Annotated in this window: 24 protein-coding genes; 15 read left to right on the top strand and 9 right to left on the bottom strand. The window is 36.2% G+C overall.

The genetic code is table 11. The features are described from left to right. Positions 1-272 precede the first annotated feature (272 nt). Both T323_RS0123115 and T323_RS0123110 read right to left on the bottom strand, forming a co-directional pair. Positions 273-1,289 carry a sodium-dependent bicarbonate transport family permease gene (locus T323_RS0123115; RefSeq protein ID WP_026675397.1) on the bottom strand — a complete coding sequence of 339 codons (1,017 nt, stop codon included), beginning with the start codon at positions 1,287-1,289 and terminating at the stop codon, positions 273-275. Between the two features lie 213 nt (positions 1,290-1,502). Further along, positions 1,503-1,874, bottom strand: coding sequence for a Na-translocating system protein MpsC family protein (locus tag T323_RS0123110; protein ID WP_026675396.1), 372 nt, complete (start codon positions 1,872-1,874; stop codon positions 1,503-1,505). Positions 1,875-2,205: 331 nt separating this feature from the next. On the opposite strand from T323_RS0123110, the gene T323_RS0123105 reads away from it, so the two are divergent. The 5 genes from T323_RS0123105 to T323_RS0123085 all read left to right on the top strand — a co-directional run bounded on the left by T323_RS0123105 (position 2,206) and on the right by T323_RS0123085 (position 7,340). Next, a complete protein-coding gene (locus tag T323_RS0123105; RefSeq protein WP_026675395.1) occupies positions 2,206-3,090 on the top strand; it encodes a diacylglycerol/lipid kinase family protein in 885 nt (294 codons plus the stop codon). A 97-nt stretch (positions 3,091-3,187) separates the two neighbouring features. Beyond that, entirely contained in the window at positions 3,188-5,158 is a 1,971-nt protein-coding gene (locus tag T323_RS0123100) for a hypothetical protein (RefSeq protein WP_026675394.1), read from the top strand. A gap of 199 nt (positions 5,159-5,357) precedes the next feature. Then, on the top strand, positions 5,358-6,206 hold the full coding sequence (locus T323_RS0123095; protein ID WP_026675393.1) for a DUF2268 domain-containing putative Zn-dependent protease: 849 nt from the start codon (positions 5,358-5,360) through the stop codon (positions 6,204-6,206). Between the two features lie 69 nt (positions 6,207-6,275). Further along, complete coding sequence (locus T323_RS0123090; protein WP_026675392.1) at positions 6,276-6,506, top strand: YuzI family membrane protein; 231 nt, start codon at positions 6,276-6,278, stop codon at positions 6,504-6,506. 87 nt (positions 6,507-6,593) lie between these two features. Continuing rightward, positions 6,594-7,340, top strand: a complete 747-nt coding sequence (locus T323_RS0123085) for a YjbA family protein (RefSeq protein ID WP_026675391.1) — start codon at positions 6,594-6,596, stop codon at positions 7,338-7,340. Between the two features lie 786 nt (positions 7,341-8,126). Here T323_RS0123085 and trpS read toward each other — a convergent pair. Beyond that, positions 8,127-9,116, bottom strand: a complete 990-nt coding sequence (gene trpS / locus T323_RS0123075) for a tryptophan--tRNA ligase (RefSeq protein WP_026675390.1) — start codon at positions 9,114-9,116, stop codon at positions 8,127-8,129. 172 nt (positions 9,117-9,288) lie between these two features. Between trpS and T323_RS0123070 the strand changes: the two genes are divergently transcribed. Beyond that, complete coding sequence (locus tag T323_RS0123070; RefSeq protein WP_026675389.1) at positions 9,289-10,404, top strand: MGDG synthase family glycosyltransferase; 1,116 nt, start codon at positions 9,289-9,291, stop codon at positions 10,402-10,404. A gap of 268 nt (positions 10,405-10,672) precedes the next feature. After that, a complete protein-coding gene (locus T323_RS0123065; protein ID WP_245613763.1) occupies positions 10,673-11,218 on the top strand; it encodes a TlpA family protein disulfide reductase in 546 nt (181 codons plus the stop codon). 207 nt (positions 11,219-11,425) lie between these two features. Here T323_RS0123065 and T323_RS0123060 read toward each other — a convergent pair whose 3' ends face one another. Both T323_RS0123060 and T323_RS0123055 read right to left on the bottom strand, forming a co-directional pair. Then, a complete protein-coding gene (locus T323_RS0123060) occupies positions 11,426-12,421 on the bottom strand; it encodes a sodium:calcium antiporter (protein WP_026675387.1) in 996 nt (331 codons plus the stop codon). 285 nt (positions 12,422-12,706) lie between these two features. Beyond that, a complete protein-coding gene (locus tag T323_RS0123055) occupies positions 12,707-13,246 on the bottom strand; it encodes an HD domain-containing protein (protein ID WP_026675386.1) in 540 nt (179 codons plus the stop codon). A 192-nt stretch (positions 13,247-13,438) separates the two neighbouring features. Here T323_RS0123055 and trhA point away from each other — a divergent pair, with 192 nt between their 5' ends. The 3 genes from trhA to T323_RS0123040 all read left to right on the top strand — a co-directional run bounded on the left by trhA (position 13,439) and on the right by T323_RS0123040 (position 15,627). Beyond that, positions 13,439-14,077, top strand: coding sequence for a PAQR family membrane homeostasis protein TrhA (gene trhA, locus T323_RS0123050; protein ID WP_026675385.1), 639 nt, complete (start codon positions 13,439-13,441; stop codon positions 14,075-14,077). Positions 14,078-14,147: 70 nt separating this feature from the next. Beyond that, positions 14,148-14,378 (top strand): excisionase family DNA-binding protein, encoded by a 231-nt coding sequence (locus tag T323_RS0123045; protein ID WP_026675384.1) that lies wholly within the window; start codon positions 14,148-14,150, stop codon positions 14,376-14,378. Between the two features lie 25 nt (positions 14,379-14,403). After that, positions 14,404-15,627: a putative glycoside hydrolase gene (locus T323_RS0123040; protein WP_245613761.1), complete on the top strand. Its 1,224-nt coding sequence runs from the start codon at positions 14,404-14,406 to the stop codon at positions 15,625-15,627. An 81-nt stretch (positions 15,628-15,708) separates the two neighbouring features. Here T323_RS0123040 and T323_RS0123035 read toward each other — a convergent pair whose 3' ends face one another. Further along, positions 15,709-15,891 carry a hypothetical protein gene (locus T323_RS0123035; protein ID WP_026675382.1) on the bottom strand — a complete coding sequence of 61 codons (183 nt, stop codon included), beginning with the start codon at positions 15,889-15,891 and terminating at the stop codon, positions 15,709-15,711. A gap of 270 nt (positions 15,892-16,161) precedes the next feature. Here T323_RS0123035 and T323_RS0123030 point away from each other — a divergent pair, with 270 nt between their 5' ends. Both T323_RS0123030 and T323_RS29630 read left to right on the top strand, forming a co-directional pair. Beyond that, complete coding sequence (locus T323_RS0123030) at positions 16,162-16,728, top strand: GNAT family N-acetyltransferase (protein WP_026675381.1); 567 nt, start codon at positions 16,162-16,164, stop codon at positions 16,726-16,728. Between the two features lie 23 nt (positions 16,729-16,751). Next, a complete protein-coding gene (locus tag T323_RS29630; protein ID WP_279390764.1) occupies positions 16,752-16,877 on the top strand; it encodes a hypothetical protein in 126 nt (41 codons plus the stop codon). 133 nt (positions 16,878-17,010) lie between these two features. Here T323_RS29630 and T323_RS0123020 read toward each other — a convergent pair whose 3' ends face one another. Both T323_RS0123020 and T323_RS0123015 read right to left on the bottom strand, forming a co-directional pair. Continuing rightward, positions 17,011-20,076 carry an efflux RND transporter permease subunit gene (locus T323_RS0123020; RefSeq protein ID WP_026675380.1) on the bottom strand — a complete coding sequence of 1,022 codons (3,066 nt, stop codon included), beginning with the start codon at positions 20,074-20,076 and terminating at the stop codon, positions 17,011-17,013. After that, positions 20,073-21,290 carry an efflux RND transporter periplasmic adaptor subunit gene (locus T323_RS0123015; protein ID WP_026675379.1) on the bottom strand — a complete coding sequence of 406 codons (1,218 nt, stop codon included), beginning with the start codon at positions 21,288-21,290 and terminating at the stop codon, positions 20,073-20,075. Before T323_RS0123015 ends, T323_RS0123020 begins: the two co-directional genes overlap by 4 nt. A 386-nt stretch (positions 21,291-21,676) precedes the next feature. Here T323_RS0123015 and spxA point away from each other — a divergent pair, with 386 nt between their 5' ends. Next, positions 21,677-22,072: a transcriptional regulator SpxA gene (gene spxA, locus T323_RS0123010; protein WP_026675378.1), complete on the top strand. Its 396-nt coding sequence runs from the start codon at positions 21,677-21,679 to the stop codon at positions 22,070-22,072. Positions 22,073-22,119: 47 nt separating this feature from the next. Here the strand turns inward: spxA and T323_RS0123005 are convergent, their stop codons facing one another. Next, positions 22,120-22,791 carry a TerC family protein gene (locus T323_RS0123005; RefSeq protein ID WP_026675377.1) on the bottom strand — a complete coding sequence of 224 codons (672 nt, stop codon included), beginning with the start codon at positions 22,789-22,791 and terminating at the stop codon, positions 22,120-22,122. Positions 22,792-23,172: 381 nt separating this feature from the next. Between T323_RS0123005 and mecA the strand changes: the two genes are divergently transcribed. Continuing rightward, positions 23,173-23,832, top strand: a complete 660-nt coding sequence (gene mecA / locus T323_RS0123000; protein ID WP_026675376.1) for an adaptor protein MecA — start codon at positions 23,173-23,175, stop codon at positions 23,830-23,832. Between the two features lie 120 nt (positions 23,833-23,952). After that, on the top strand, positions 23,953-25,464 hold the full coding sequence (gene cls / locus T323_RS0122995) for a cardiolipin synthase (protein WP_026675375.1): 1,512 nt from the start codon (positions 23,953-23,955) through the stop codon (positions 25,462-25,464). The last annotated feature ends 67 nt before the right edge of the window (positions 25,465-25,531 follow it).

The raw sequence follows: 25,531 nt of genomic DNA, 5'->3' as shown, positions 1-25,531 counted from the left end.
GCTTTTGCGTGAATAAGTGCTCCTGTGGCCGCTAAAAAACGGAAACCCGTATCATGTTCACAAATAACGGCTGCTGTGACCGCGAAAATGAGACAAATGAGGGAGCATAATAATTTTGATGTAGCAATGAAGCTTTGAAAGCTTATTCTAGAAGAGCGAAGGCTGCTCACCTGCGCGTTTCACCCCAAGAAGAGCACTTGGGGTTCACTTTCAAAAGCGGGCAGGGCTCCGCACTATGCTTGAAAAGAAAAGACGCTCTCGCGTTTTTCTTATTAATAAAGCAAGCTCGCAATCGCATAGAGCAACGGTATATTTATTGCTAAATTAAACGGGAAGGTGACTCCGAGTGCAAGACCTAAATAAATGGACGGATCCGCATCAGGAACAGAGGCCCGAAGTGCAGCGGGTGCGGCGATATAAGAAGCACTACCGGAAAGAATTCCAAGTAATGTTGCCCCCCCTAATGAAAGTCCAACGCCGTAACCTACAAAAATGCCAAGAATTCCATATAAAACAGGAGTAACGATACCAAACAGTAAAAGTTTTATACCGTGACGTCGAACAACGGCTAATCGTTGCCCAGCAATTAATCCCATGTTTAATAAAAACAACAGAAGCACACTTTGGTATAAATCAATAAATAAAGGTTGCACGACAGGCATCGCTGCTTCTTTCCCAACGATGAGTCCTGTTAACAAACTTCCTACCAATAGGAAAACACTTTTTCCGAATAGGCTTTCTCTAATGACCTCAGGACTAATAATTGAAGATAAGCTTGTAGCAGAAATACCAACTGATTTTGTATTCGGTAACTCTTCCGCTTTTTTACTCTCAAGAATGGCTAGTAGTAATAGGGCAACAAAAATAGCTGGTATTTCCATTACAACGACTAATCCGTTCATAAACGCTTCATAACTTGTGTTCGTACTATCTAAAAAAGTAAGGGCTGCACCATAAGTTACAATGGAGACAGAACCATAGGTCGCAGCTAGACCTATGGAATTTTTCAGGTCTAACTTCATCATCCACTTTAAGATGACCATTGTAATCACAGGAATGATAGAACCGAGGAATAGTGTTGCTGCAATCGGAAGTGCGACTTCGGAGAAACTATAGTTTGATAATTCCATCCCACCTTTTAATCCAATCGCAATTAATAAATAAATACTGAGCGCTTCACTTAACCCAGGTGGAAACTTAAAGTCCGATTTAACAATGGCACCAATGAGTCCTAAAATGAAGAATAATACAACGGGTGAAAGTAAGTTTTGTACGACGATATCAAACATTTTTCTCCTCCTATCCTTTTTCTATATCTTTTTATGTGTATAAGGCTTTTTTTCGTCCAGCTGTTGTGATTTTGCTTGTCTCCACTTTTTGAAAATCACATTGTTTACGAAATAAGCCATAAAAAAGACCAGCTTAAGAAGACGTTTGTCACGATCATCATAAGCCGGTCTTTTTATCCCTCAATGTATAATTGTTGAATAGAACTCCCAGAGCTATTCTGTTAATTTATTTTCTAAATTTTCTTCTAACATAAAAATAATCAGGCGTTCGCCACTTCTCGTGCTAATATCTGTATGGAAACTGTAGACGTTAATTCCTGTTAACGCGTGAATGATTTCTTTGACTTGGTCGCTGCCTGTTTCAATAAGATCAGACCGAGTTTTTTTTATCGAAAGAAGGCCTGCCGTTGTTTTCGTTAATGCTTGTTCAGCAGGGGTTAATATCCCTTTTAAAGCAACTATGACCATATTTCGGAGAATATCTGTCTTGACTTGAACAGAGCCTCTTCCAAGGTATTCTTTTTCCCATTGGGTTAATGCTTTACTTATTTCGGCCTCTAGTAATCCTTTTTTTAAAATCTTCATCAAAACCCTCCAAAAGGTGCTAAAGTATATTTCACTACCATTTGAGGAAAGATGAAATATAAAAAATAAGCAATGAATTCTAGTAATCTTTACTATAGTTTTCATTTTATCATATTATAATAAAATGCTCACTAATCAAAAAAAGACACTAAATTTCCACATTTATTCTTTTTATTGATTATAAGAATGAAAAAGGAACGTGTCAATAGTTAATATTGAACTTTTTTGATTTAACGGTAAAATTAGGGTAACAATGACAAGAGTGGTATAACCGTGCTAAGACTGGAAAAAATGGTAAGAGTGGTTGGGGAAATGGGGTGTAATCTCGGCAATGTATATTTTTATTGTAAATCCGATTTCAGGTAATGGTCGTGGTCATATAATATGGAAAGAAATTGAAACAGTACTCCAAAAGAAAAATGTTGAGTATGACGTGATATTCACTAGGTATCGTGGTCATGCAACAGATTGTGTAATTGGACTTGATGAAAGAAAGGTAACTGCTGTTGTCGCTATCGGTGGAGATGGAACCGTACATGATGTTGTAAATGGAATTCGGAATTTACCAATCGCATTTGGAATTATTCCTGCAGGATCAGGTAATGATTACGCTCGTGCAATGGGCGTTCCGAAACATCATTTATTAGCATTAGATCGAATCTTGTCCGGGATAAAAAAACAAATGGATATTTTATTTGTTGGTGAAAAATGTTGTACAACTGTCGTTGGCATTGGGTTTGACGGGAAAGTGGCTCAACTGGCGAATCAATCAAAATTAAAAAAAATCTTAAATCGTTTTAATCTTGGAAAACTTATTTATGGGATTATCGTATTACAAGTGCTTTTTCAATACAGGCCAACGTCTGTAACAATGATGATTGATGGGAAAAGCGTTCAATTTTCAAATGTGTGGTTAATTGCAATTGCGAATCTTCCTTATTATGGTGGTGGGATGAATATTTGTCCTGAAGCTTTAAGTGATGACGGGTATTTAGATGTTTGTATTGTTCATAATATATCTAAGATAAAATTGCTGCAAGTGTTTCCGAAAGTATTTAAAGGAAAACATATTCATCATTCTGCCATTACGTTAATGAAAGGAAAATCAGTGACGGTTACATCTGAAAGTCCAGTCATCATTCACGGAGATGGTGAAATCATTGGAGAAACCCCTGTTGAAGTCACGATTCAAAAAAGTATGCTACATATCGTATAAAGGAACGAAAGAGTAAGGCTATTCTTATTCTTTCGTTCCTTTTTACATATTGAATATAATTTGTGAAAAAATAGGTGTAAAGATAAGGAGGGATACGATGAAAAAACGGTATATTTTCTATGGGATTGTCGCCGTAATCATTTTACTTGTAGCTAGTCTTTATATTATCGAACCTCAATATTCTTATATTCCACCTGAAGATAATATTTTAAATGAAACGATGAATATTGAGGAATCTACCATGTATGATTTATGGGGAGTCACGATTAAAGGAGATGATGTTACTTCTGATTCATTACTGGCTCAAGGAAAAGGTGGACCTCTTTCTGAAAGCAACGGAGCTGTTAAGGTGGACGAAGAATTTATAACATTAGGGAGAGAGCTTTTTTATAATGAAACATTTAATAATGAAGTTTTTATTACGGATATATTAGGAATGTTAGATGGTCCATTGACAGTAACGAATATTTCTAAAGCTATATTAGAGTTACGTGGTGGGTATACTGATAATTTACAGGTAGAGTTGGCAGAAGATGTAAGAATAGGGGGCCAAATCTTTAAAAAAGGGGAAAAAATTAATACAGGGTTAGATGTAGCGAAAGGTTCACTAACACCTTTAGGGATGCCAATTTCTTTTTCAGAAGGACGTATTAAAGCGGGAGTTAGTTGTGCAGCATGTCATGCTTCTGTTGATATGAAAACAGGAATGGTCGTTGAAGGCGCACCTAATAAAAACTTTAATGGTGGACTGCTGCTGGCTTTAGCAACCAACTCAGCAGCTTACTTTACGAATACAGACATGGATGCAGAGAAATTAAAGGAATATATTACAGAGCATACTCCAACAGTTCGAAATGAAGATGGAGAAGAAGTTTCCTTACCCGATGCAGAAAAGTTTGAACAAGCGGTTGATGAGATGCTAGTAAAATGGCCAGCAGGTAATTTCGATTCTACAATGGATTTAGTGAATAACCCTACTCAAATTCCAGATTCGTTTACGTTAGGAGACCATCCTTATGGTTGGAATGGCTTTGCGGCAGTTGGTCCTTTCAAAGGATTAAGCTCATTAAATAATAATGTCCATGCTCAAAATTCAGATATATTAGCACAAGCTGGACAAAGTGAACCGTTATTTAACATTGATAAAGACCAATTTATTGGAACGATATTACAAAATGCAGCCAATAAAAATTATCGCTTCAATCCTGAGAGTGAGATGACTCCATCACAGTTTTTAGCATCTATTGACAAAGAACCTAAAGTACCTGGTGTAAATGAAATGGTCAAACCACCCAATTATCCAAAAGTATCGATGTACTCACCAAATGGGACGATTGTTAGTTCGCCTGGTTTTCGCGTCGGGGAACAAATTAATGCAATGTCAGCATATCAAAATGCGCTAGTTCCTCCGAAGTACAACCAACATGTCGATAGCAGCGTACTGGCTACTGGTCGTGAAGTGTTTAACCGAGCGGGCTGTATATCTTGTCATGCAGGTCCAACCTATACAAACCATGAAATTATTCCACAACAAGAAATAAAGACTGAACCTTCTCGTGCTCAATCGTTTAAAGACATTCCGGATTTTCTAGGAAAGTCTTTAACCTATTCACCTGATACTCCTGTACCTGTCCCAGAAGATGCAACGATTCTTGAAGTTCCGACTGAACATGTTGATGAAGAACAAAAGAAATTTGTATTTGCTAAAGATAAAGACGAAAAAGGCGGGTATAAAGTAAAGGGACTAATTGGCTTAGCGTGGTCGCCACCTTATTTACATGATGGGGGAGTATCCGTCGGTCCTAATCCAAATACAGACTTAGGATTACCTGGTACAGTAATAAAAGGAATCAACCCAGATCCTTATCACAGCTTACGTGCGGTTGTGGATCGAAACCTCCGGGAGAAAGTCGTTCAAGCAAACAAAGAAAATAAGCATTTACAAGACGCCCATGTAGAAGGAAGCGGCCATGAGTATTGGGTAGATGAAGAAAGTGGTTTTACAAAAGAGGAACAAGAGGCGTTAGTGAAGTATTTGCTGTCATTAACGAGCAGTAGAAATAAGTAGAGAAAAGCCAGGATTTCCTGGCTTTTTCTTGTAAGATAAGAAAAAATTTAGTATAGCAGTGCAGCGTGATGTTTCGGACATGTATTCTAATATATTGTAGATGGAGCATAGTTCTGTCTATCAACTCTAGATAAATGGAGTCCCTTTCTAATGCTAGTCGCATAGTATATTACAACACTTCAAAAAGGGAGCAGGAGAGATGGGAGTCGTTAATACTAACAAATGGTTACAACAATATTGTCAATCGGTAAAAAAAGCAAATACGCGTGAACAACAATTTAAAGCACAGTGCGATATGCTGATAAAACCAATGATTGAACAAAATGTCTTTAAAGAACATCCTCATCCAATTGAATTACATCAATATTTACTAGGACAGGGACTTTTTCATCCTGATGTTGATATTGTGAATACGATTGAAAAGTTTGAAGAAAAGAGAGTATGGGAAATTGTAGAAAGACAGTTTCGTTATTTGAAAAAAAAGTGGCATGGTCCTGATGTTCATATTTTTATTTTTCCTGTAGAAGAAAGAAATGAAATGATTATGAAACATTTAGGAAAGAAGATGGGCATTGGCTTTACAGAGAAAATTATTTTGTTTCTTTCAGCAACAACTACGAAAAAAGAAATAGAAGCATTAGTTACTCATGAATATCATCATGTATGTCGACTAAGATTTGAAAAAAACGATGAAAGCGAACTAACTCTACTTGATTCTTTACTTATTGAAGGATTGGCTGAGAAAGCGGTTGAAGAAGAGTTGGGAAAGGAAATGAATGCAATATGGACGTCGATATACACCGATGATGTGTTGGTATATTGGTGGGATTATTTATTTAAAGCAAGGCTAACAGTAAAAGGAAGAAAAAACCATAATCCTTATTTGTTTGGTCATCGTGGCTTAGGGTGGCCACAATGGATTGGTTATGCTCTTGGCTATGCTATTGTCGACGAGTGTGCTAAACGAGATGAAAAAAATTCAAAAGAATTGTTAGGAATGTCAGCGAAAGAAATAATAAAAAATACGTCCTTTGAAACAGAAACATAAAAAAGAAGGCAGGTTTTTTTACCTTCAAGCGAGAAAAAGATAGGCAAGGTTATAAATAGGAGTTGTTCGATGGTTTTTCGATTTATAATGTTGCTCGTAGGTTTTGGATTAGCCGTGTCAGGTGGAATAAGTATACTTGCCTATCTCAATCTTTTTGCGGTAGGTTATGATGTTTCAAGTTTTTCTTCCTTTATTGTTCGCAGAGTAGAATTTTATTTGTTGATTGGTGGTTTTATAATTATTACTCTTTGTTTATATTGGCCAAGCTCTTCGAAAAAAAAGTCGCATAAAAACTTATAAGCATGAATATAGTAGTCGTGGAATAAATTGGGTACTCTCTGACTATACTGATGGTACAAACATTATTAGCAGGGGGGCATGTTAACGATGGTCCACATTCGTGATGTCTGGGTAAATTGGTTTGAAGGTGAAGAAAATGGATACAATGTCTGTGACTTTTATGAGTGGAGAAGTGACGATAGGATTGAAGTGTTGGATCAAGCTTATGTTGTAAAAGTAAGCGAAGAATTATTTGACTATATTGAAAATAACATTGCTGAATTGCCGGATTCTTTACTATTAGCCGTTTTTCAAAAAAGCTATTTACGCAAAAATATGTCAAGAATACAACTGGATTACTGTTTTATAGCGACAGATGGTAAAAGAATAATAGCAGTAGATACGATCGGATATAAAACCCCGATACGAAAAAGTCGATTAACACCAAGACAAGAACAAATTGTGTTTGATTTAGTCGAAACAGAAGAAATGCAAGAATATACGTTAGACAATATAATCTTTTCAAAAGAATATCATATCCTTTCTCCAAGTCCTGAAGATATGAAAGGATTAACAAGAAAAGAACGGCAATTAAAGCAATTATTATTTATGGCACTTGACCAATTATATACTTCGGGAAATGAGGCAGAAATACGGTATTGGTATACTGAATGGAACCCAAATCTATATATGGACATCCAGCAAATGTCAATGGAAGAAGCATGGAATGGTTTATTTGAGGAAGTGAAATTAGGTTGGACAAGCAGGCATTACCAACTATGTAGTAAAATGGTAAAGGGTCAACCGTTCTTTGAGAAGTTATGGGAATTAGAGCACGGAGAAAGTGTGAAATAATGATGAAATTGTGTCAACATTACAACCTTCTCTATCGAATATTTACACAAGGAAAAAAGACCTTTATAATGAGATAGTAGGAAATGAACAACGCAACTGTAATTCATAGACGGAGGAGGGATGACAGTGGATGGATTTGTACATGGAGCAATGCAAATTCTAACCGTTGTTGCCGTAGTTGGTACGATTGGAATTTCATTATTAGTAGGTGCCATTTGGAAAAAGCAAAAAGGTTATTAATAAGAAAGCAAAGCATACATAAAAACTGTATGCTTTTTTGATAGCAAACGATCCCAAAGGGTGCTTTTCCCTTTGGGATCGTTTGCGTAAGGGAGAGAAGCCGCTGTAGTGTCTTAAGCAACACTGTGGTGGTTTACCACAGTGTAGCGCACAGCGAGCGTATCGCCCGCCCAAAGGGTGCTTTTCCCTTTGGGATCGTTTGCGTAAGGGAGAGAAGCCGCTGTAGTGTCTTAAGCAACACTGTGGTGGTTTACCACAGTGTAGCGCACAGCGAGCGTATCGCCCCGCAAAGGGTGTTTTTCATATATCGCGTGGAATAGTGTTGCTTTTGCGTGAATAAGCGCTCCTGTGGCCGCAAAAAAACGCAAACCCGTATCATGTTCACAAATAACGGCTGCTCTGACCGCATAAAAGTTGCCTCGTAAGTATCAAAGCGTATATTTACATTAGTCGAAAATCATTATTGTTTGTACAAACTATTTATTCGCGTGTCCAAACCTTGAATTTGTTCTTTCTCACTTTTGTATGAGAGATATGTTCTACCCGTTACCTTTGTTTTCGCCCTAATCCCATCGCTCGTTCAGCTTTTGCTAACATTTTTTGCGCGACTTTGTTTGCTTTTTCTTGTCCCATATCAAGAATTTGATCTAATTCTTCTGAATTGATTAATTCATAATACCGCTCTTGAATCGGTCTCAGTGCCTCGACTACGACTTCACCTAAATCTTGCTTGAAATCCCCATACCCTTTTCCAGTATACATAGCGGTGATTTCCTCAATTGATTTTCCAGAACAAAGCGAGTAAATCGATAGTAAGTTAGCTAATGCGGGTTTTGATTCTTTGTCATAATGAACGGAATTATCCGAATCTGTGACGGCACTTTTCATCTTTTTCATAATTGTTTTTTCATCATCCAGCATTGAAATATAACTTTTTTCATTTGGGTTGGATTTACTCATTTTTTTTGTTGGATCATTCAAAGACATAATTCTAGCCCCTACTTTTGGAATCTTCACTTCAGGGATTGTAAAAATATCGTTGTATTTTTTATTAAATCTTTCCGCTAAATCTCTTGTTAATTCTAAGTGTTGTTTCTGATCTTCCCCAACTGGAACAATATCAGTTTGATATAAAAGAATATCAGCTGCCATAAGTGGAGGATAGGTAAGTAAAGAGGCAGAAACGGCTTCTTTTCCTGTTGATTTGTCTTTGAATTGAGTCATCCGCTCAAGTTCACCAATATAAGAAACACATTGCATCATCCAACCTAATTGAGCGTGTGCAGGTACTTCTGATTGAATAAATAACGTAGACTTATCGGGATCAATACCGACAGCGATATAAAGTGCAGCTAAACTTTTTATATTCTGCCTAAGCTTTAAGCGATCTTGTGGAACTGTTATTGCATGTTGATCAACAATACAAAAGTAACAATGATAGTCATTTTGCATTTCAACGAAATGTTTCATTGCTCCTAAATAATTTCCAAGTGTTAATGTCCCACTTGGTTGAATACCAGAAAAAACAGTTTTCATAAAAATGTCTTCCTTTCACTCATTCCTTTTACTGTTATCTTAACGAAAACTAGCGAGAGAGTAAACTAAAACAAAACACATGACTAATATTATCCATCCGTAGTCATTGTGAATGCTTTCCAATCGAATAACAAATAATATGGATACAACTGTGATGAAAGAGGGGAGCATGATGAATCAACCTTTAATTTTTTCTGCATCAATAGGTCACGGTCATCAACAGGCTGCAAAAGCTTTAGAGACAGAATTAATGAATAAAGGCTATGAACCAATAATCATTGATACCTTTCATTCCATTAGTCCGACGCTTCATAAATTTGTGTTGCATTCATATCTTTCCTTATTGAAGATTAGTCCAAACATTTGGAGAAATATTTATTATCGTTCTGAAGAAAAATTATATTTTTTGTATTTAGATTCATTTGGCAAACTATTTGTAGAAAAGTTAGCAGCGTTTATTGATCGATCCAAAACTCCTTTTATTATATCAACACATCCATTTGTTACGGCTTTTTTAACGACTTTAAAAAAGAAAAAAAAGCTAAAAATCCCTTTGTATACGGTAATTACAGATTTTGTTTTGCATCGTGCTTATTGGCGTGATGAAATCACAGGATACTTTACGGCTGATCCCGATGTTCGTTTATTTGCTAAAAAACATAATTTACCACAAGAACGGTTTATTACGACTGGAATCCCCGTACCGAAAAATCCAGCTTTTTCTCGTTCGAAATGGAAATGTCGGTATGAATTAGGTTTTGAGCACAACCAAAAAATTGTCCTCATTGCAGGAGGGGGGATTGGTCTTACAAATTACACGGAAGTAGTACGCTCACTTGAAAATTGTAATCGTCAGCTTCGAATTTTATGTATGACAGGTCATAATAAAAAAGTTGAACAAAAACTGAAACAAATGAAGAGTAAACATATTGTTGATGTCATCCCGTTTACTGACCGCTTTTTAGATTATTTACGAGCTAGTGATGTTATTATTTCAAAATCTGGTGGACTTACGATGGCTGAAGCGATTATATGTGAAACACCGATAGTTGTCTACCAACCTGTACCAGGACATGAAGAGCACAATGCTAAATTTTTAATTGATAACGGTGTAGCATTAAAAGCCCAGGAAGAAGTTGAGATTCCGTTTTTATTAAATCGCATTTTTGCGAAAAAGGTAAATGAGAAAATGAAAAAAGCAGCAAGAACATTAAAAAAACCAAATGCCGCAACACATATTATTGAGGAAATTATTGTGAATAGTGAAAGTGAAGAAGCGATTCAATAATCTAATTTCCGAGGAAATAGGACAAAAAATATTATGATTTTTTCTTTTTAAAAGCAAATAAAGTAATGGAAATTAAGATGAGGAAAATAAAAAGGATTGAATTTGTAAATCCAGTTGTATAACTGAAAATCACATATGAACAAAGACTTATAATCGATAAAAATAAAAAAATAGTAAGCATAAACATCCTCATTTCATGAAACTTGTCTGTTGTTCATATATTATATCAAGGTGAATAAAGGGTGGAAAGAGGTGATTACCTTTGAAAATGAAACAAATGTTTTATTTTTGTGCTTTGTTTTTTCTTATGTTCGGAATCGGAATGGTATATGAACAATCAGAGCCTGTATTCCAACAAGTTGAAAAAGCCGTTGCTGCTACAGCTTCTGTTGGTGCTTTTGAAGGGAAACAAGCGGTTCCCTTTACGTTAAAAGATAAAGATGGTAGCGAAATCTCATTACAATCTTTCCAAGGAAAACGAGTTATTGTTAATTTTTTTGCAACTTGGTGTTTACCTTGCCAAGAGGAGATGCCAGCTTTAGTGAAATATGAACAAACACTTGATGAAAATACGATTCTCCTTGGTGTGAATTTAACAAGTCAAGAACGATCTAAAGCAGACGTCGAGCCATTTTTAAACCATTTTAATGCGAACTTTGAAGTATTGTATGATGAAACTGGAGAAGTAATGAAACAATACTCTATTTTTGGAATCCCGACAACGGTCGTCATAAATGAGAATGGTGTTATTGAAAAAAGAATCAATGGTATGGTTACGGAGGAAATGTTAGAAGAGATAGGAAAAAGCAAATGAGCGATAGTCTCATTTGCTTTTTTCTTTATTTAACATATAAGAGATTATAAAAAATTGATTAAGCGCTCCTGTGGCCGCTAAAAAACGGAAACCCGTATCATGTTCACAAATAACGGCGGCTCTGACCGCAAAAATGAAACATGCAAATATTGGTATTGCAGTGAAGCTTTGAAAGCTTATTCTAGAAAAGACGCTCCCGCATTTTCCTTATTGAATAAAGATTAAATACGAAGAAATGAAGTAAACAACAACTAACAAGATAGAAGGTAACATATACGTAAAGGATGAGCGTGATGTTTTTCTTCCTATTGAATATAAAAGGATAATCGATAATACTGATATGGCTGTCGCTGTGATGAGATGAACAGGTGCAACATACGATAAAATCGCACCAGGACGGTAAATCACATCTGTTCCAGCTAAAATAATCATATTAAATAAGTTACTTCCGAGTATTGAACCAATCGCTAAGTTATAATTTCGTAGCTGAATGGCGATAAGAACAGACACGGCTTCTGGCAATGATGTTGTTGCTGCAATTAAGAAACTCCCGACAAAGCTAGAACCTAATCCGGTAATAACCGCAATGCGGTCACCTGTAATGGTTAGCAAAGAGCCTGCAGCTAAAATGACGATCGCAGCGATGACAAAACCGATAATCGCGCGTTTCAAGGAAATCGCATTTGTATTTTGCTTTTCCTCTTCTTCTTTAGGTGGTATAGGTTTAACTGAATTTTCATATTTCGTTATTTTAGCAATAATAAACATTCCTACAATGTAAATCAATAAAATGGTTAGCGTATCAAGCCCTATATGGAAGATTTCAATGTTAATTTGAACAATCAAAGCTGAAAATGCTGTTACGGCTAAAAGAAAACCAACTGTCGCTGTGTAAATATGTTCTTTAGCAGCCCCATTAAAAAATTGTTGTTTTCGATAATATAAATCAAAACAAGCGATAATGAGTATATTGAACATGTTACTTCCTAACACATTTCCGATTGCAATGTCAGGATTATTTAAAACAATGGCCGATACACTCGTCGTAACTTCCGGTAAAGATGTAGCTCCTGCTAGCAAAACAGTCCCAACTAACATCCCACCAAGAGCCGATTTTTCACTTAAAACGTCTGCATACGTAGAAAGTTTAATTGCGGTAATGACCGTCACAACGGCACAAATAAAAAACAATAAAAACACCATAAAACTTTTCTCCTCCTTAACAACACGAAAAAGACCCTTTTATGAAAGTTTACCCTTAAATCAAACTCTCATAAAAAGGTCTTGCGGACTTTACCTGTTAATGTTATCCATCATAGATAAAGCTTAATGAACCGAGTGAGAAACTCACCGTCATGACGACTCATTAACCTATAGTAGGTCGCTACTCCCCTTTTTGGGTTATTCGCTTTTCTATAATGTAGCATGTGTTCCAATAACAGTCAATAAAAAAACAAAAGAAAACAGAAAGGAATCAGGCACTCCTTTCTAAACCGTTCGTTGTAATTGATTTTTTTTCAGTGCTTCGTCGACTAATTTGTCAAGAAGTTGAAGCTTTTTTCTAGCGAGGTCAAACGAAATATCCCGGTAATGGTGGTTCCCGTTTGGTTCTTCATCTGCTGCATCAGCTAATGCAACGACTTTCTGTAAAGGGTCTAATTTAAGGTTTCCTTCAGGCAAATAGGAATCGGTATGAAGAAGGATGGCTAACGCGATTTGTTTTGCAGAAGAAGGCTCTTCTCCAAGTCGGATGAGGAGTTTATGTGCACGCTCAGCTCCTTTTATCGCATGGATATCATTTTCTCGATACGATTGAAAATCCCAATCGCCATTTCTTTTATACCATGTGTAATGACCGATATCATGAAGGAATGCAGCTTTTGTTGCAAGGTCTGGATTTACATTATACTGTTCTGAAAGCTTAAAGGCATGGTGAGCAGTAGCAATGGCATGAGCCAAACCAGACCGTTTTACGTATTTTTTTGTAATTGGATGTTCAAAAAGTTCAGTTAATGTGACCGTTCTAATCATCGTTCATTCCTCCTTTTGTAGAGTTGGCTTTTTAGGTATTTTTTCTATTATAAAGATTTATAATCAGAGATGCAATGGGATATGCAAGGTTATTTCTCAATATTTTTTGTGTAGCGCTCATTAGTTTTTAATTGGCGAGTAATTTGGTATAATTGCCATGAAATGTTTGGTCATGAAAGGATGGTAGCATTGGCAACAACACATATTTTTTCAAAAGGAGAAGAAATTGCAAATTCAATTACTCATGGAATTGGTGCATTGTTAAGCATTGCTGCTCTCGTTTTATTAATTGTATTTTCCTCTCTTTATGGAACTGCGTGGCATGTCGTTAGCTTTACATTATTTGGAGTTACGATGGTCATTTTGTATTTTTCTTCCACTTTTGTTCATGCGCTACCACAAGGGAAGGCAAAAGACGTTTTTGAAATTTTAGACCACTCCTCCATTTATTTCTTTATTGCTGGAACATACACGCCTTTTTTATTTATTGCTGTAACTGGTTGGGTAGGCTGGACGCTTTTTGGGATAATGTGGGGTTTAGCCATTGGCGGAACGGTTTTTAAATCTTTCTTTGTAAAAAAATATTTATATCTCTCCACACTATTATATTTAGTGATGGGGTGGGGTGTGATATTTGTTTGGAATCCAATTATAGAAAATGTAACAAGAACAGGGATTGTTTTTTTAGTCATAGGTGGTGTGCTTTATTCCATCGGGTCTGTTTTTTATATGTGGAGAGGCTTTAAATATCATCATATGGTTTGGCATTTATTTGTGATAGCTGGGACCGTTGCTCATTTCTTTTCTGTCCTTCAGCTTTTAAAATAGAACACCGCTCTGGTGTTTTATTTTTTTGGAGAATAATCATGGTATACTTTGTACTAGGAGGGATTAGACGATGTATATCACGTTAGAAGAACTAGCGGAATACTTAAACGTATCTGTAAGTTATATAAAAGAACAGGTTACAATTGGTAATATTAAAGCCGTATATGACGGGCGTACATATTTAGTAAATAAAGAACAATTTAATTGGCATAAAGAGCAAATTGAAAAGAAAGTAGCACAATGGGTAGAAGAACAGCAAGAGGACATTCCAGAAGATATTGATGTTAAAGATGAAGATTAGTCTTTACAAAATAAAGGGGAGGAAGATGGCTACAAATATGAAAAAGCTTGTTTTATTTCTCGTTCTTATCATTGCTTTATTTGGAACATCAACGGGTTATGCAAAAAAGGAAGAAACTAATTCGATTTTATTCCACAGCAAAAAAGAACAGGGGGGGAAAGTCTTAGTATTACCTGAAGAAATTGCACGTTTTTCAACTGAAGTGAATTCAGACTATTCATTTTCCTATCCAGACGCTGTTAGGGGGATTTATGTAACGGGAAATAGTGCCGGGGGAGAGCGCTTTTTAAGCTTAGTTGAATTCGTGGAAACGACAGAATTAAATGCCATGGTGATTGATATTAAAGAAGATCATGGATATTTAACGTATAAACCAGATGAAACTTCTCCGTATTATGGCATTTCTCAAAATTTTATACAAGATATATCAGAGATGATGAGCATCTTAGAAGAAAAAGAAATTTATCCGATTGCACGAATTGTTGTGTTTAAAGATTCGGTATTAGCTGAAGCAAAACCGGAGCTCTCTTTTCAAACGAGTGATGGAGAGGTGTGGAAAAATAGTCGGAATGAAGCTTTTGTTAATCCATTTTTAAAAGAGGTATGGGACTATAATATTAATATTGCTGAAAAAGCGGCACAACTGGGATTTCAAGAAATTCAATTTGACTATGTTCGTTTCCCTGAAGGGTTTGAACGAAGAGACGCGGACTTGCAATATGGAATGGGAGAGTATGAAGAAATAGACGAGGATAATGTTCAAAAAAGAGTGACTGCTGTAACTGATTTTGTCGCTTATGCTAAACAACGACTTGAGCCGTATGACGTTGATGTGTCCGTTGATATATTTGGTTATGCTGCGACAATAAAAGAAGCACCTGGTATTGGACAAAATTTCACGAAGATTTCCGAAAATGTAGATGTCATTTCCTCGATGATTTATCCAAGCCATTGGACATCTTATTTTGGGATTAATAAACCTGACTTACATCCATATGAACTCGTAAATGAGTATGCAAAAGTAGAGAATGAAGTGTTAGGTAAGTTGGAAAATCCTCCAATATCCCGACCTTGGCTACAAGATTTTACTGCAAGCTATTTAGGCGAAGGCAATTATATAAGGTATGGAAAAGAGGAAGTCGAAGCGCAAATTCGAGCCTTACATGATAATGGCATTGAAGAATTTTTACTGTGGAATGCAGGAAACAAATATACAAAAGGAGTGAATTATACTCCGGGTAGCGATTGATAGAGTATTGGCGTTTAAATAATTGGAAAAAGGGCATGGAAAAGAAAAAAACTTTTCCGTGCCCTTTTGTATTCCTCATCGTTATTTCTTCCCACCAACTTGTTTCCAACCTGATTGGATATGGGACGTTTTTGAAGTGAATTTATTAACTTGCCCTCGTCCGAATATTTTCATTCCAAATACATTTGTTATGATTCCATTTAAGGCGGTAATTCCAATGATAACCACTGCTAGTAATAGAAAATCAATAATAAAGCTTGTCACAACAATACCTCCTAGCACATATGTTGTAAAGAAAGACATATATATCTTTTTTTATTCTAACGGAAAAGCGCTAAAAATGAAAGGGCTTCCCTCAAATATAAAAAGAGAAGGAAAAAGGGGGATCAATTGGCATTTATATAGAAGCACGACCTTATCGTGAATAGACAGTATCACTTATAGGATATTAAGGAAAATCGTAAAATATCCAAGTTTATGTATTTTTTAATTGAGCATATACTAATAAGTATAAAGAAAATGGAGGTCATTCACGTGAATTGGTATAAAAAATTAAGTCAATATTTTCCGATTGAAGAGATGAAATCAAAGGAACATATTGAGCTTTTACTTGAAGAAAAGTCAGATATTTACTTTAAAGACGAAGGAAAGCATCATGTGATGATGTATGTTGAGATGGAAGACTTTGTTTTTGTAGATTATTTATTTGTGTCAAAAGAAGCGAGAGGGCAAGGGTTAGGAAAGAAATTGCTTGAAAAGTTAAAAGCAAAAGGAAAACCAATCATTCTTGAAGTAGAGCCACTTGATTATGAAGATTCAGATACTCAGAAGCGTTTTCGATTTTATGAAAGAGAAGGGTTTAAGCATGCCACTTCCATTGGCTATAGTCGAAAGTCATTAGCAACAAATGAAGTTAATAAATTGGAAATTTTATACTGGTCACCAATTGATGAGTCAGAAGAGAATATTTTTGATAAAATGAAGAAGACGTATGAAACGATTCATACGTATAAAGACAAAGAGCTATACGGTCAATCGTATGAAAGTGTGAATGATGTACTCACATACGATGAAACGAAAGAGGAAAACCAATTGTCATAGTTTATGCGAGGGTGGTGAAGGTTATGAAAAGGAAGCAAAAGCTAAAAAAGAAAAAGCGTGATATTTTAAAAGGATTTCTGAAAAAAAACCTTAAGCCATTGCAAAGAAAGCCAACGACAGGCCCTGCCGCTCAAAAAACAATTGCATAAGAAAGAGGAATGAAGAAGAGGCGCTAGACAAAATAAAAGTGGATAACTGGGACACGTGCACAAACCTTTGCTAGCGAAGATGTGCCCGTAGAAGTTAATCTGTAAATTTTATTTGTTGTAGCCTCTTCACTTTTTACATAACCATGTTTTTCTTCTTTTCTTTTTCCTCTTTTCTTTTATCGAACAAATAATACAACGTAGGAATAAAAAACAAAGTAATGAGTGTTGAGACGGCTAATCCAAACACAATGACGATGGCCATCGGTTGTTGGATTTCAGTACCTTCGCCAAACCCAAGTGTTAATGGAATTAACCCCAAAATAGTCGTTAACGCGGTCATTAATATAGGTCGTAATCTCGTTGGCCCCGCCTCAATAATCGCCTCAAAGCTAGTCAATCCCCTTGCTTTTAGTGTATTAATATAGTCGATTAACACAATGGCGTTATTGACGACAATTCCTGTTAAAATTAAAATCCCTATAAGTGAGCCAACCCCTATCGGTTGAAACGTAACTAATAAACCAAATACGATCCCAATTAACGTAATGGGAACAGAAAACATGATGAGAAGCGGATAAAAGAAAGATTCGAAGCGTCCGGCAAGAACCATATACACAAGGATAATCGCAAGAGCAATAGCCCCTCCTAATTTTAAAAAGGCATCTTGCATTTGTTCGTCTTGTCCACCATACGTAATGGAGTAGCCAGCAGGAAGAATCGGTACCAATTCATCATCAAGTCTATTTTTAATATCGGTGACAATGCTACCAAGGTCCCGATTAATAATGGAAGCATGAATGGTAACTTCTCGTAATCGGTCTGATCTTCGAATGGTTGTTGGGCCAACATCTCTCGTTAACGTGGCAACCGCTGAAATTGGTATCCGTTCCCCTGAAGGTGTATCAAGTAATAGTTGACTAAGAGCGTTTACTGTTTTTTCCGTCGAATCGTCTAAAAGCAATCGAACATTAGTTTCATCTCCTTGACGTGCTAATTTTGTAGCGACAAGTCCTCGTGTTGCGGTGTTAATGGTAGACGCCATTTGCATACTGCCAATTCCATATTGAGAAGCCTTTTTACGGTTAATTTCCACGCTTATTTCAGGATTTCCGCTTGCCATATTAGAGGAAGGTTCTCTAACTCCATCCACGCCTTTAATCAGTTCAATGATTTCTTTTGAAAAATAGTGTAATGTCTCAATATCTCGTCCATGTAAAGTAATCGAGATAGGCTCTCCGGTAAAACCACTGTCACTTCCTGAGACCGAAATGTCAGCTCCGGGAATATGCTTTATTTTATTTCGAATATCTTCGGCAATTTCTACATCTGTTCGATTCCGATTTTTTCGCTCATGTAACAATAATGTATAAGTTGCACGGTTCGTTTGAGTTCCAGCAGATATTGTAAAATTATCTGTCCCTCCTACCGTTACATATGCAGATTGGACTTCTGGAATACTTTTAATTTTTTCATCGATTTCATGAACGGTCGATGTTGTCGCTTCAATTGTTTTACCGGCTGGAAGTCGTACATCAATGGTAACCATTCCTTGGTCTTGTGCAGGTAGAAATTCAGTTCCAGTAAAAGGAATTCCGACTAGAGATAAGACGAATAAGCTAATGGTTGTGATGATAACACGTTTTGGTTTTGTTAGCGCATGATGTAAAAGTGCTTTATAAAGGGCAAGCAATCTTTCAAAACCATGTTGAAAAGAAGAAGTCTCCGAATTTTTCTTTAAAAAGGTTGCTGTAAGTAAAGGAACAATAATTAATGCAGTGAACAAAGAAGCAAACAATGAGAATGCTACTGTTAACGCAAGCGGTTTGAACAGTTGAGCCGCCAATCCGTCAACAAACACGATAGGTAAAAAAACAACAATCGTTGTTAAGGTAGAGACAATAATCGCCCCTCCAATTTCATTTGTCCCTTTAATAGCGGCTTCTTTAATAGAAACTCCTTGATGGTGGAGTCGATAAATATTTTCCAATATGACAATGGCGTTGTCGACCATCATCCCGACCCCGAGAGCTAATCCCCCTAACGTTAGTACATTTAAAGTTTGTCCACTTCCATACATAAATAGGAATGTTGTTATGATAGAAATCGGTATGGAAAATGCAATAATGAGCGTACTCCGAAGATTACGCAAAAACGTATAAAGGACAAATGAAGCTAGAAGACTACCTACGACGATATTCCAAGCAACAGCTTTAATGGATTGAATAATAAATCGGCTTTGGTCAAATATGGGCACAACTTCGATGCCAGCCGGTAGTTGTTCTTCTAATAATAGGAGTTCATCGTGAATCCCGTTTACCACCGCTACTGTGTTTGTTCCTGACGCTTTTAAAATCGAGATACCAATACTAGGCTCGCCATTTAAATAACTTTCTTGAAGGGAAGGTGTAATGGTTTCTTTTATTTCGACTAAATCAGAAAGTGTAATAAACCCAGTTAAAGTTGGAATAGGTAATGTTTGTAGGTCGTAAATGGAACTGAATTCACCTGAAATCCGAATCGGAATTTGTTCATTTCCATCTAGCAATTGACCACCAGGCATTGTTAGATTTTCACTACCGATATATTGTTGTAATTCTTGCAACGTAATCCCATACATCGCGAGACGGTTTGCATCTGCAAGAAGTTGAATTTCTTCAGTTGCGCCTCCTTCAACTTGAACAGAAGCAACACCATCAACAGAGTCAAGGCGAGGTTTGATTTCATTCTCTACGAGTTTTCTTACCTCAATTACACTTTGTGAAGGAGCTGTAATCGCTAATTGAAGGATTGGTAACATATTCGGATCGAACCGCAAAACTTGTGGTGTCTGAACACCTTCAGGTAATGAATCTCGAACCATGTCAATCCGTTCGCGCATCGTAAGAGCTGCAAAATCCATATCCGTTCCCCAGTCAAAAGCTACTAAAACAAGGGAACCACCTGTTCTAGATGTAGAAGATACCGATTCGACATTAGGTACACTAGACATGATTTCTTCAATTGGTTGAGTAATTAACTTCTCAATTTCTTCTGGTCCAGCTCCTTCATATGATGTAGTGACAGCAACAATAGGAAACGTGAGTTCAGGAAATAAATCGATAGATAAATCCCGAAGAGAAACAAGTCCTAATATCCCAAGTAAACCGATGACCATGGCCATAGCGACTGGACGAAAGACAGAAAGCTTTGCAATGTTCATTGAATCGACTCACTCTTTCTTATTGTAATTTCGGATTCATCAGAGAGTTGTTCTTTCCCAGTTGTAATAATCTTGTCGTTAAACTCTACTCCTTTAATCACTTCTATTAAAGTCTCAGAGCGTGTACCGGTCACTATTTTTTGCTTTTTCGCTTTATTATTATCTACGAGATAGACATAAGGAATGTTTTCTTCATAAAAAATTGCATCTGCAGGAATCACTTTTGCCTCTTCTGTTGATCCAACTTCAAAACGCCCCTCAAGTTTCATGCCTCCTTTAATCCTTGCCTCTTTGTTTTCAAGTGGAACTTCAATAAAAAAAGATTGCAAGTTTGGGTCTACAGTAGGGGATACCGTTGAAATCTGACTTTGAAATACCTCTGATAATCCATCGACAGCAATCGTCGCATTTAATCCGGGTTGTACTTGAACAACTTGAAATGGATTGGCAGTAAAAGTAGCGATGATAGGGTCTAGAACGACAACTGTTGCAAGCGGTGTATTCGGAATGGCGGTTTGTCCAACAGCGACATCAAGTTGACCGATGATGCCATCGACAGGAGAACGTATTGTTGTACTTTCTACAAGACGTTCCGCTTGCTTGACACTCTCCCTTGCACTTGCAAGTTGAATTTCTAATTCCGTTGTATTTATAGTTGGTAATTGCATCATGACATTTGTAGCTTGTGTGAGCTCGGCTTGTTTTATCGTTAGTTCTAGTGATTGTTGTAAAAGATGAATTAGCGATTTATCTAGATTGCTGTTAGCGATTTGTTCCATCAATTCATATGTACGGTTTACGGTTGATTGCATGTCGCTTTGTAACGTTTCGAGTTCAAGGACCGAACGTTGAGCCATAGCATTTACACGATTGGCTTGTTCTAGTGCCCCTTCAATTTCGGTTACAACCGTTCTGGCACGATTCAATTGTAAATTGGCTTCTTCGCTTTGCAGCGAAATAATAGGGTCGCCTTTTTTTACAGTCTCCCCAATTTGTTTATGTACAGTTTTAATTTCAAGAGGCGCTTGGGTAAAAATGGGAATTTGTTTAGATGGAAGAGCTTGTCCATTTAAGTCTAGTGTTTCTGATAGCGTTGTTTTTGTGACCGTTGTTACATCAACAAGAAACGATTCATTTTCTTGTTTGGCATGATGGTCCTCCCCGTTACAGCTTATAAGAATAAATAATAACATAATAATCCAGTATTTTTTCATTATGGCTCAGCTCCTGCATTCCAGTAAAAAGCATGTCCACTTTTGATTTTCAGTGAGAATCAAAATGACCGTTTGACAAAACGTATACAGTTGTTATGGTGTTACAATCATTCCATATTTATGAACAAAAAATAAAAAATAAAAAAGAGGTTTATTATTAAAAAGAATAGGGTATATGAAAAAATAAACTTGAGTTTACTACATATATACATCCTTTTTGGTGAGGGGGAATCGCCGTCAAACGGACACAATCTTGTATAATAAATGTATACTTTATTAAGAAAACGCCCTATTCAAATTAGAATTATTATTGTATAATGATAAATGCAAGAAAAAAATGACTGCAAATTTGCTTTATATATATTGAAGGGAGATGTCCGATAATTATGGTAACCCTACTTACATCACCAAGTTGTACATCATGCAGAAAAGCAAAAGCTTGGTTGGAGGAACATGAGATTCCATTTCAAGAGCGGAACATATTTTCAGCACCATTATCAGTTAAAGAAGTGAAAGAAGTCGTTAGAATGACTGAAAACGGTACGGACGAAATTATTTCAACACGTTCAAAAGTTTTTCAAGATTTAAATGTTGAAGTTGAATCTTTGTCGTTACAAACTCTTTTTCAACTGATTAGTGAAAATCCTGGATTGTTACGACGTCCGATAATCTTTGATGATAAACGTCTTCAAGTTGGTTACAATGAAGCAGAAATTCGTCGTTTTCTTCCAAGAAAAGTTCGAACGTTTCATTTACAAGAAGCTCAAAAGATGGTTAATTAATAGAAAAACTTCTACAAGCCTATGCCTGTAGAAGTTTTTGTTTTCATTTAAATGGTAATGTGGTTTGGTTTCTTGTTTTTCCAGACACCGATAATAATAACAGAGAAGATAACGATAACTTGAAAGAGTGTCGTAATAAAGGGATGAGATTGAAATAGTGGCTGGAGCATAGGTTCATGTGTTATCATTCTGCTTGCAGTATATGTAAGAATTCCAGCACCGATATAAATGATAAAAGGAAACCGTTCAAAAGCCGTTAGAATTAGTTTGCTTCCATAAATAATAATGGGGACAGAGACGAGCAATCCGATTATGACGAGCGTCATATTTCCATGTGCAGCGCCAGCAACAGCGATAACATTATCAAAGCCCATAATAAGATCTGCAATTAATATTGCTTTTATTGCTGCGAACAAGCTCGTTTCTCCTTTTATATTTTGGTCGTTTCCATGTTCGGTTAAAAGGTTATAGGCAATATAAATAAGAAGAGCTCCCCCTAAAGCTAGTAAATAAGGGATTTCTAGTAACTGAACAGCAATAAATGTAAGTGAGATTCGCATAAGTAATGCTAATGTTATACCAAGAATTATGGCTTTATTTCTTTGGTGCTTTGGTAAGTTTCTACAAGCTAGCGCGACAACGATAGCATTATCACCACCTAATAAAATATCAATGCCGATTATCGTGAGAAGCGCGATGAGCAGTTCTAAGTCAACCATGGTCACCATCCTTTTTCTTTGTCTTTCCTTTTTTTGTGAAAATCTTATTTCCCTTTATTTCTCATTAGGAATAATAGGCTTGGCAATGTTATCATTACTATATGTATACAAAGACAGGCATATCAGAACTTTTAATTCTGTATAATGTAACAGGCTAATGTTGAAATTGAAAAAAAGACAAAATAGTCAGCATTTTTAATTTCCATTCTTGAGCGTTTTATCATAAAATAGAAATAAGAATTTGAAAAGCCCTCAAAAACTTAATAAAAGAAAAAAAGCATTTAACATCCGTTTGTATACGTAAAGTTGTCGTACGAACAGTAGAATTTGGGGAAGTGTTGCATCCTTCCGCCAAGATATTAAAAAGAGGAGGGAGATACAATGGAAATCGAAAGAGTAAACGATTCTACCATTAAGTTTTATATTACGTATAAGGATATAGAGGACCGTGGCTTTGACCGGGATGAAATATGGTATAGCCGTGAACGGAGTGAAGAATTATTTTTTGAGATGATGAATGAAGCTCACGACCGTGAGGATTTTGAAATAGAAGGACCTTTATGGATTCAAGTCCAAGCTCTCGAAAAAGGATTAGAAATCGTCGTGACAAGAGGGCAAATTTCAGACGGAAGTGTGAAGTTAGAAATCCCAGTATCTTCTGATAAAAGTACAGATTTACCTGTTGACCATAATATTGTCGATATGCTTGATGCGCAATTCCGTGATAACTTAGATACAGAAGAAGAACAATTAGAACTCGTTATCGGTTTTTCCGATTTTGAAGATATTATTTCACTCAGCCATAGTTTCGTAAATGAACAAATTGATAATTCACTGTATCACTTTGAAGGTCGTTATTATTTACATGTTACATTTAATGATGATGAATATAACGAAGACGAGCAAGATAATATGCTAAGCCAAATTTTAGAGTTTGGGTATGAATCTGAATTAACAGTTTGTCGCTTACAAGAATATGGAAAAGCTATCATACTTGATGATGCGATTACATCGCTTCGTCAAAAATTTTCAAAACGTTAAACTAGAGCCGATTTCATCAGAAATCGGCTTCTTTACGTTTACATTACCCATATACATTAAGAAATGCAGTATACTGTTAATTGGTGCATAAATCTAACATTTTTTAGATGAGGCGATGAAATGAATAACCGGTTTAATGTTCTTTCTTTTCTTTTCATTATAATTTTAATTTTATATTTAACAAAAGACTATTGGGCAGGATGGTTTGTTGGTGCGTTTAGTTTATTGTTTTCACTTTCTGTCTTATTTGTCGCGATTGTCATTTTTTTAGAAAATCGCCATCCAACAAAAACATTGACATGGCTAATTGTTCTTGGCGTTTTCCCCCTTGTTGGCTTTTTCTTTTATTTGATGGTTGGACAAAATTATCGTAAGAAACGCTCGTTTACTGAAAAAGCATTATTCGATGAACAAGCCTTTAAAAAAATCCAAGGACATAAGCAGTTAAATGAGAAAGAAATAAAAAAAATGGGTGGACATCAACAATTATTATTTCGATTGGCTCATAAATTAGGGAATAACCCGATTTCATTTGCTACGGAAACAAAAGTATTAACGGATGGAAAAGAAACATTTACCCATATTTTACAAGCTTTAAAGATGGCAAAACATCATATTCATCTTGAATATTATATTGTTCGTCATGATGAAATTGGAAATGAGATTAAAGACATATTAATCGAGAAAGCAAAAGAGGGGGTAGAAGTTCGCTTTTTATATGATGCCGTAGGAAGTTGGAGATTATCTAAAGGTTATATTAAAGAGTTACGGGCTAATGGAGTAGAAATGGTTCCCTTCTCTTCGGTTAAGCTTCCATTTCTAACGAATAAAATAAACTACCGCAATCATAGAAAAATTATTGTCATTGACGGGCATGTTGCGTTTGTAGGAGGCTTAAATATTGGTGATGAATATTTAGGTAAGGACCGCTATTTTGGCTATTGGCGTGATACTCATTTATTTGTGAGAGGAGAGGCTGTTAGAACACTGCAGCTTATTTTTATCCAGGACTGGTACTATGAAACGAGAGAAGCACTATTAAAGCCGAGTTACTTGTCTCCAATCCTTATAGAGGAAGGGAAGGATGGAGGCGTACAAATGATTGCTAGTGGGCCAGATAAGCGCTGGGAAGTCATTAAGAAATTATTTTTCTCGATGATTACCTCGGCAAAAAAATCAATTTGGATTGCCTCCCCATATTTTATCCCTGATGATGATATATTAAGTGCGTTAAAAATTGCGGCTTTAAGTGGAATAGATGTTCGGATTTTAGTGCCAAACCGACCAGATAAAAAAATCGTGTTTCATGCGTCACGCTCTTATTTTCCTGAACTTCTTGAAGCAGGAGTGAAAATCTACGAATACCATCGCGGATTTATGCATAGCAAGATTATTATAGTCGATAATGAAATTGCGTCGATTGGAACTTCTAACATGGATATGCGAAGTTTCCATTTGAACTTTGAAGTCAATGCGTTTCTTTATCAAACAAAAAGTGTAACAACGCTTGTTGGCGATTATATTTTTGATTTAGAACATTCAAATCAAATCAGTTATGAAGTCTTCAAGAAACGCTCTATTTTTCTACGAGTGATTGAGTCAACATCGAGGTTATTAAGTCCGTTACTTTAGGGTCTGATGACAAGGAAGCAAAGTCGGAAGAAGCATGGAAGATGCTTCTTTCTTTTGAAAGATAAGA

It is taken from the genome of Alkalihalobacillus bogoriensis ATCC BAA-922, assembly GCF_000621445.1.
Lineage (GTDB): Bacteria > Bacillota > Bacilli > Bacillales > Bacillaceae_F > Bacillus_AO > Bacillus_AO bogoriense.
The sequence above is the reverse complement of the archived record's forward strand: the minus strand, read 5'-3'. Positions and strand labels throughout refer to the sequence as shown.

Excerpts from the sequence above, each read along its gene's own strand:
- T323_RS0123115 (WP_026675397.1), bottom strand. The coding sequence starts at position 1,289 with ATGTTTGATATCGTCGTACAAAACTTACTTTCACCCGTTGTATTATTC.
- T323_RS0123110 (WP_026675396.1), bottom strand. The coding sequence starts at position 1,874 with ATGAAGATTTTAAAAAAAGGATTACTAGAGGCCGAAATAAGTAAAGCA.
- T323_RS0123105 (WP_026675395.1), top strand. The coding sequence starts at position 2,206 with ATGTATATTTTTATTGTAAATCCGATTTCAGGTAATGGTCGTGGTCAT.
- T323_RS0123100 (WP_026675394.1), top strand. The coding sequence starts at position 3,188 with ATGAAAAAACGGTATATTTTCTATGGGATTGTCGCCGTAATCATTTTA.
- T323_RS0123095 (WP_026675393.1), top strand. The coding sequence starts at position 5,358 with ATGGGAGTCGTTAATACTAACAAATGGTTACAACAATATTGTCAATCG.
- T323_RS0123090 (WP_026675392.1), top strand. The coding sequence starts at position 6,276 with ATGGTTTTTCGATTTATAATGTTGCTCGTAGGTTTTGGATTAGCCGTG.
- T323_RS0123085 (WP_026675391.1), top strand. The coding sequence starts at position 6,594 with ATGGTCCACATTCGTGATGTCTGGGTAAATTGGTTTGAAGGTGAAGAA.
- trpS (WP_026675390.1), bottom strand. The coding sequence starts at position 9,116 with ATGAAAACTGTTTTTTCTGGTATTCAACCAAGTGGGACATTAACACTT.
- T323_RS0123070 (WP_026675389.1), top strand. The coding sequence starts at position 9,289 with ATGAATCAACCTTTAATTTTTTCTGCATCAATAGGTCACGGTCATCAA.
- T323_RS0123065 (WP_245613763.1), top strand. The coding sequence starts at position 10,673 with ATGAAACAAATGTTTTATTTTTGTGCTTTGTTTTTTCTTATGTTCGGA.
- T323_RS0123060 (WP_026675387.1), bottom strand. The coding sequence starts at position 12,421 with ATGGTGTTTTTATTGTTTTTTATTTGTGCCGTTGTGACGGTCATTACC.
- T323_RS0123045 (WP_026675384.1), top strand. The coding sequence starts at position 14,148 with ATGTATATCACGTTAGAAGAACTAGCGGAATACTTAAACGTATCTGTA.
- T323_RS0123040 (WP_245613761.1), top strand. The coding sequence starts at position 14,404 with ATGGCTACAAATATGAAAAAGCTTGTTTTATTTCTCGTTCTTATCATT.
- T323_RS29630 (WP_279390764.1), top strand. The coding sequence starts at position 16,752 with ATGAAAAGGAAGCAAAAGCTAAAAAAGAAAAAGCGTGATATTTTAAAA.
- T323_RS0123020 (WP_026675380.1), bottom strand. The coding sequence starts at position 20,076 with ATGAACATTGCAAAGCTTTCTGTCTTTCGTCCAGTCGCTATGGCCATG.
- T323_RS0123015 (WP_026675379.1), bottom strand. The coding sequence starts at position 21,290 with ATGAAAAAATACTGGATTATTATGTTATTATTTATTCTTATAAGCTGT.
- spxA (WP_026675378.1), top strand. The coding sequence starts at position 21,677 with ATGGTAACCCTACTTACATCACCAAGTTGTACATCATGCAGAAAAGCA.
- T323_RS0123005 (WP_026675377.1), bottom strand. The coding sequence starts at position 22,791 with ATGGTTGACTTAGAACTGCTCATCGCGCTTCTCACGATAATCGGCATT.
- mecA (WP_026675376.1), top strand. The coding sequence starts at position 23,173 with ATGGAAATCGAAAGAGTAAACGATTCTACCATTAAGTTTTATATTACG.
- cls (WP_026675375.1), top strand. The coding sequence starts at position 23,953 with ATGAATAACCGGTTTAATGTTCTTTCTTTTCTTTTCATTATAATTTTA.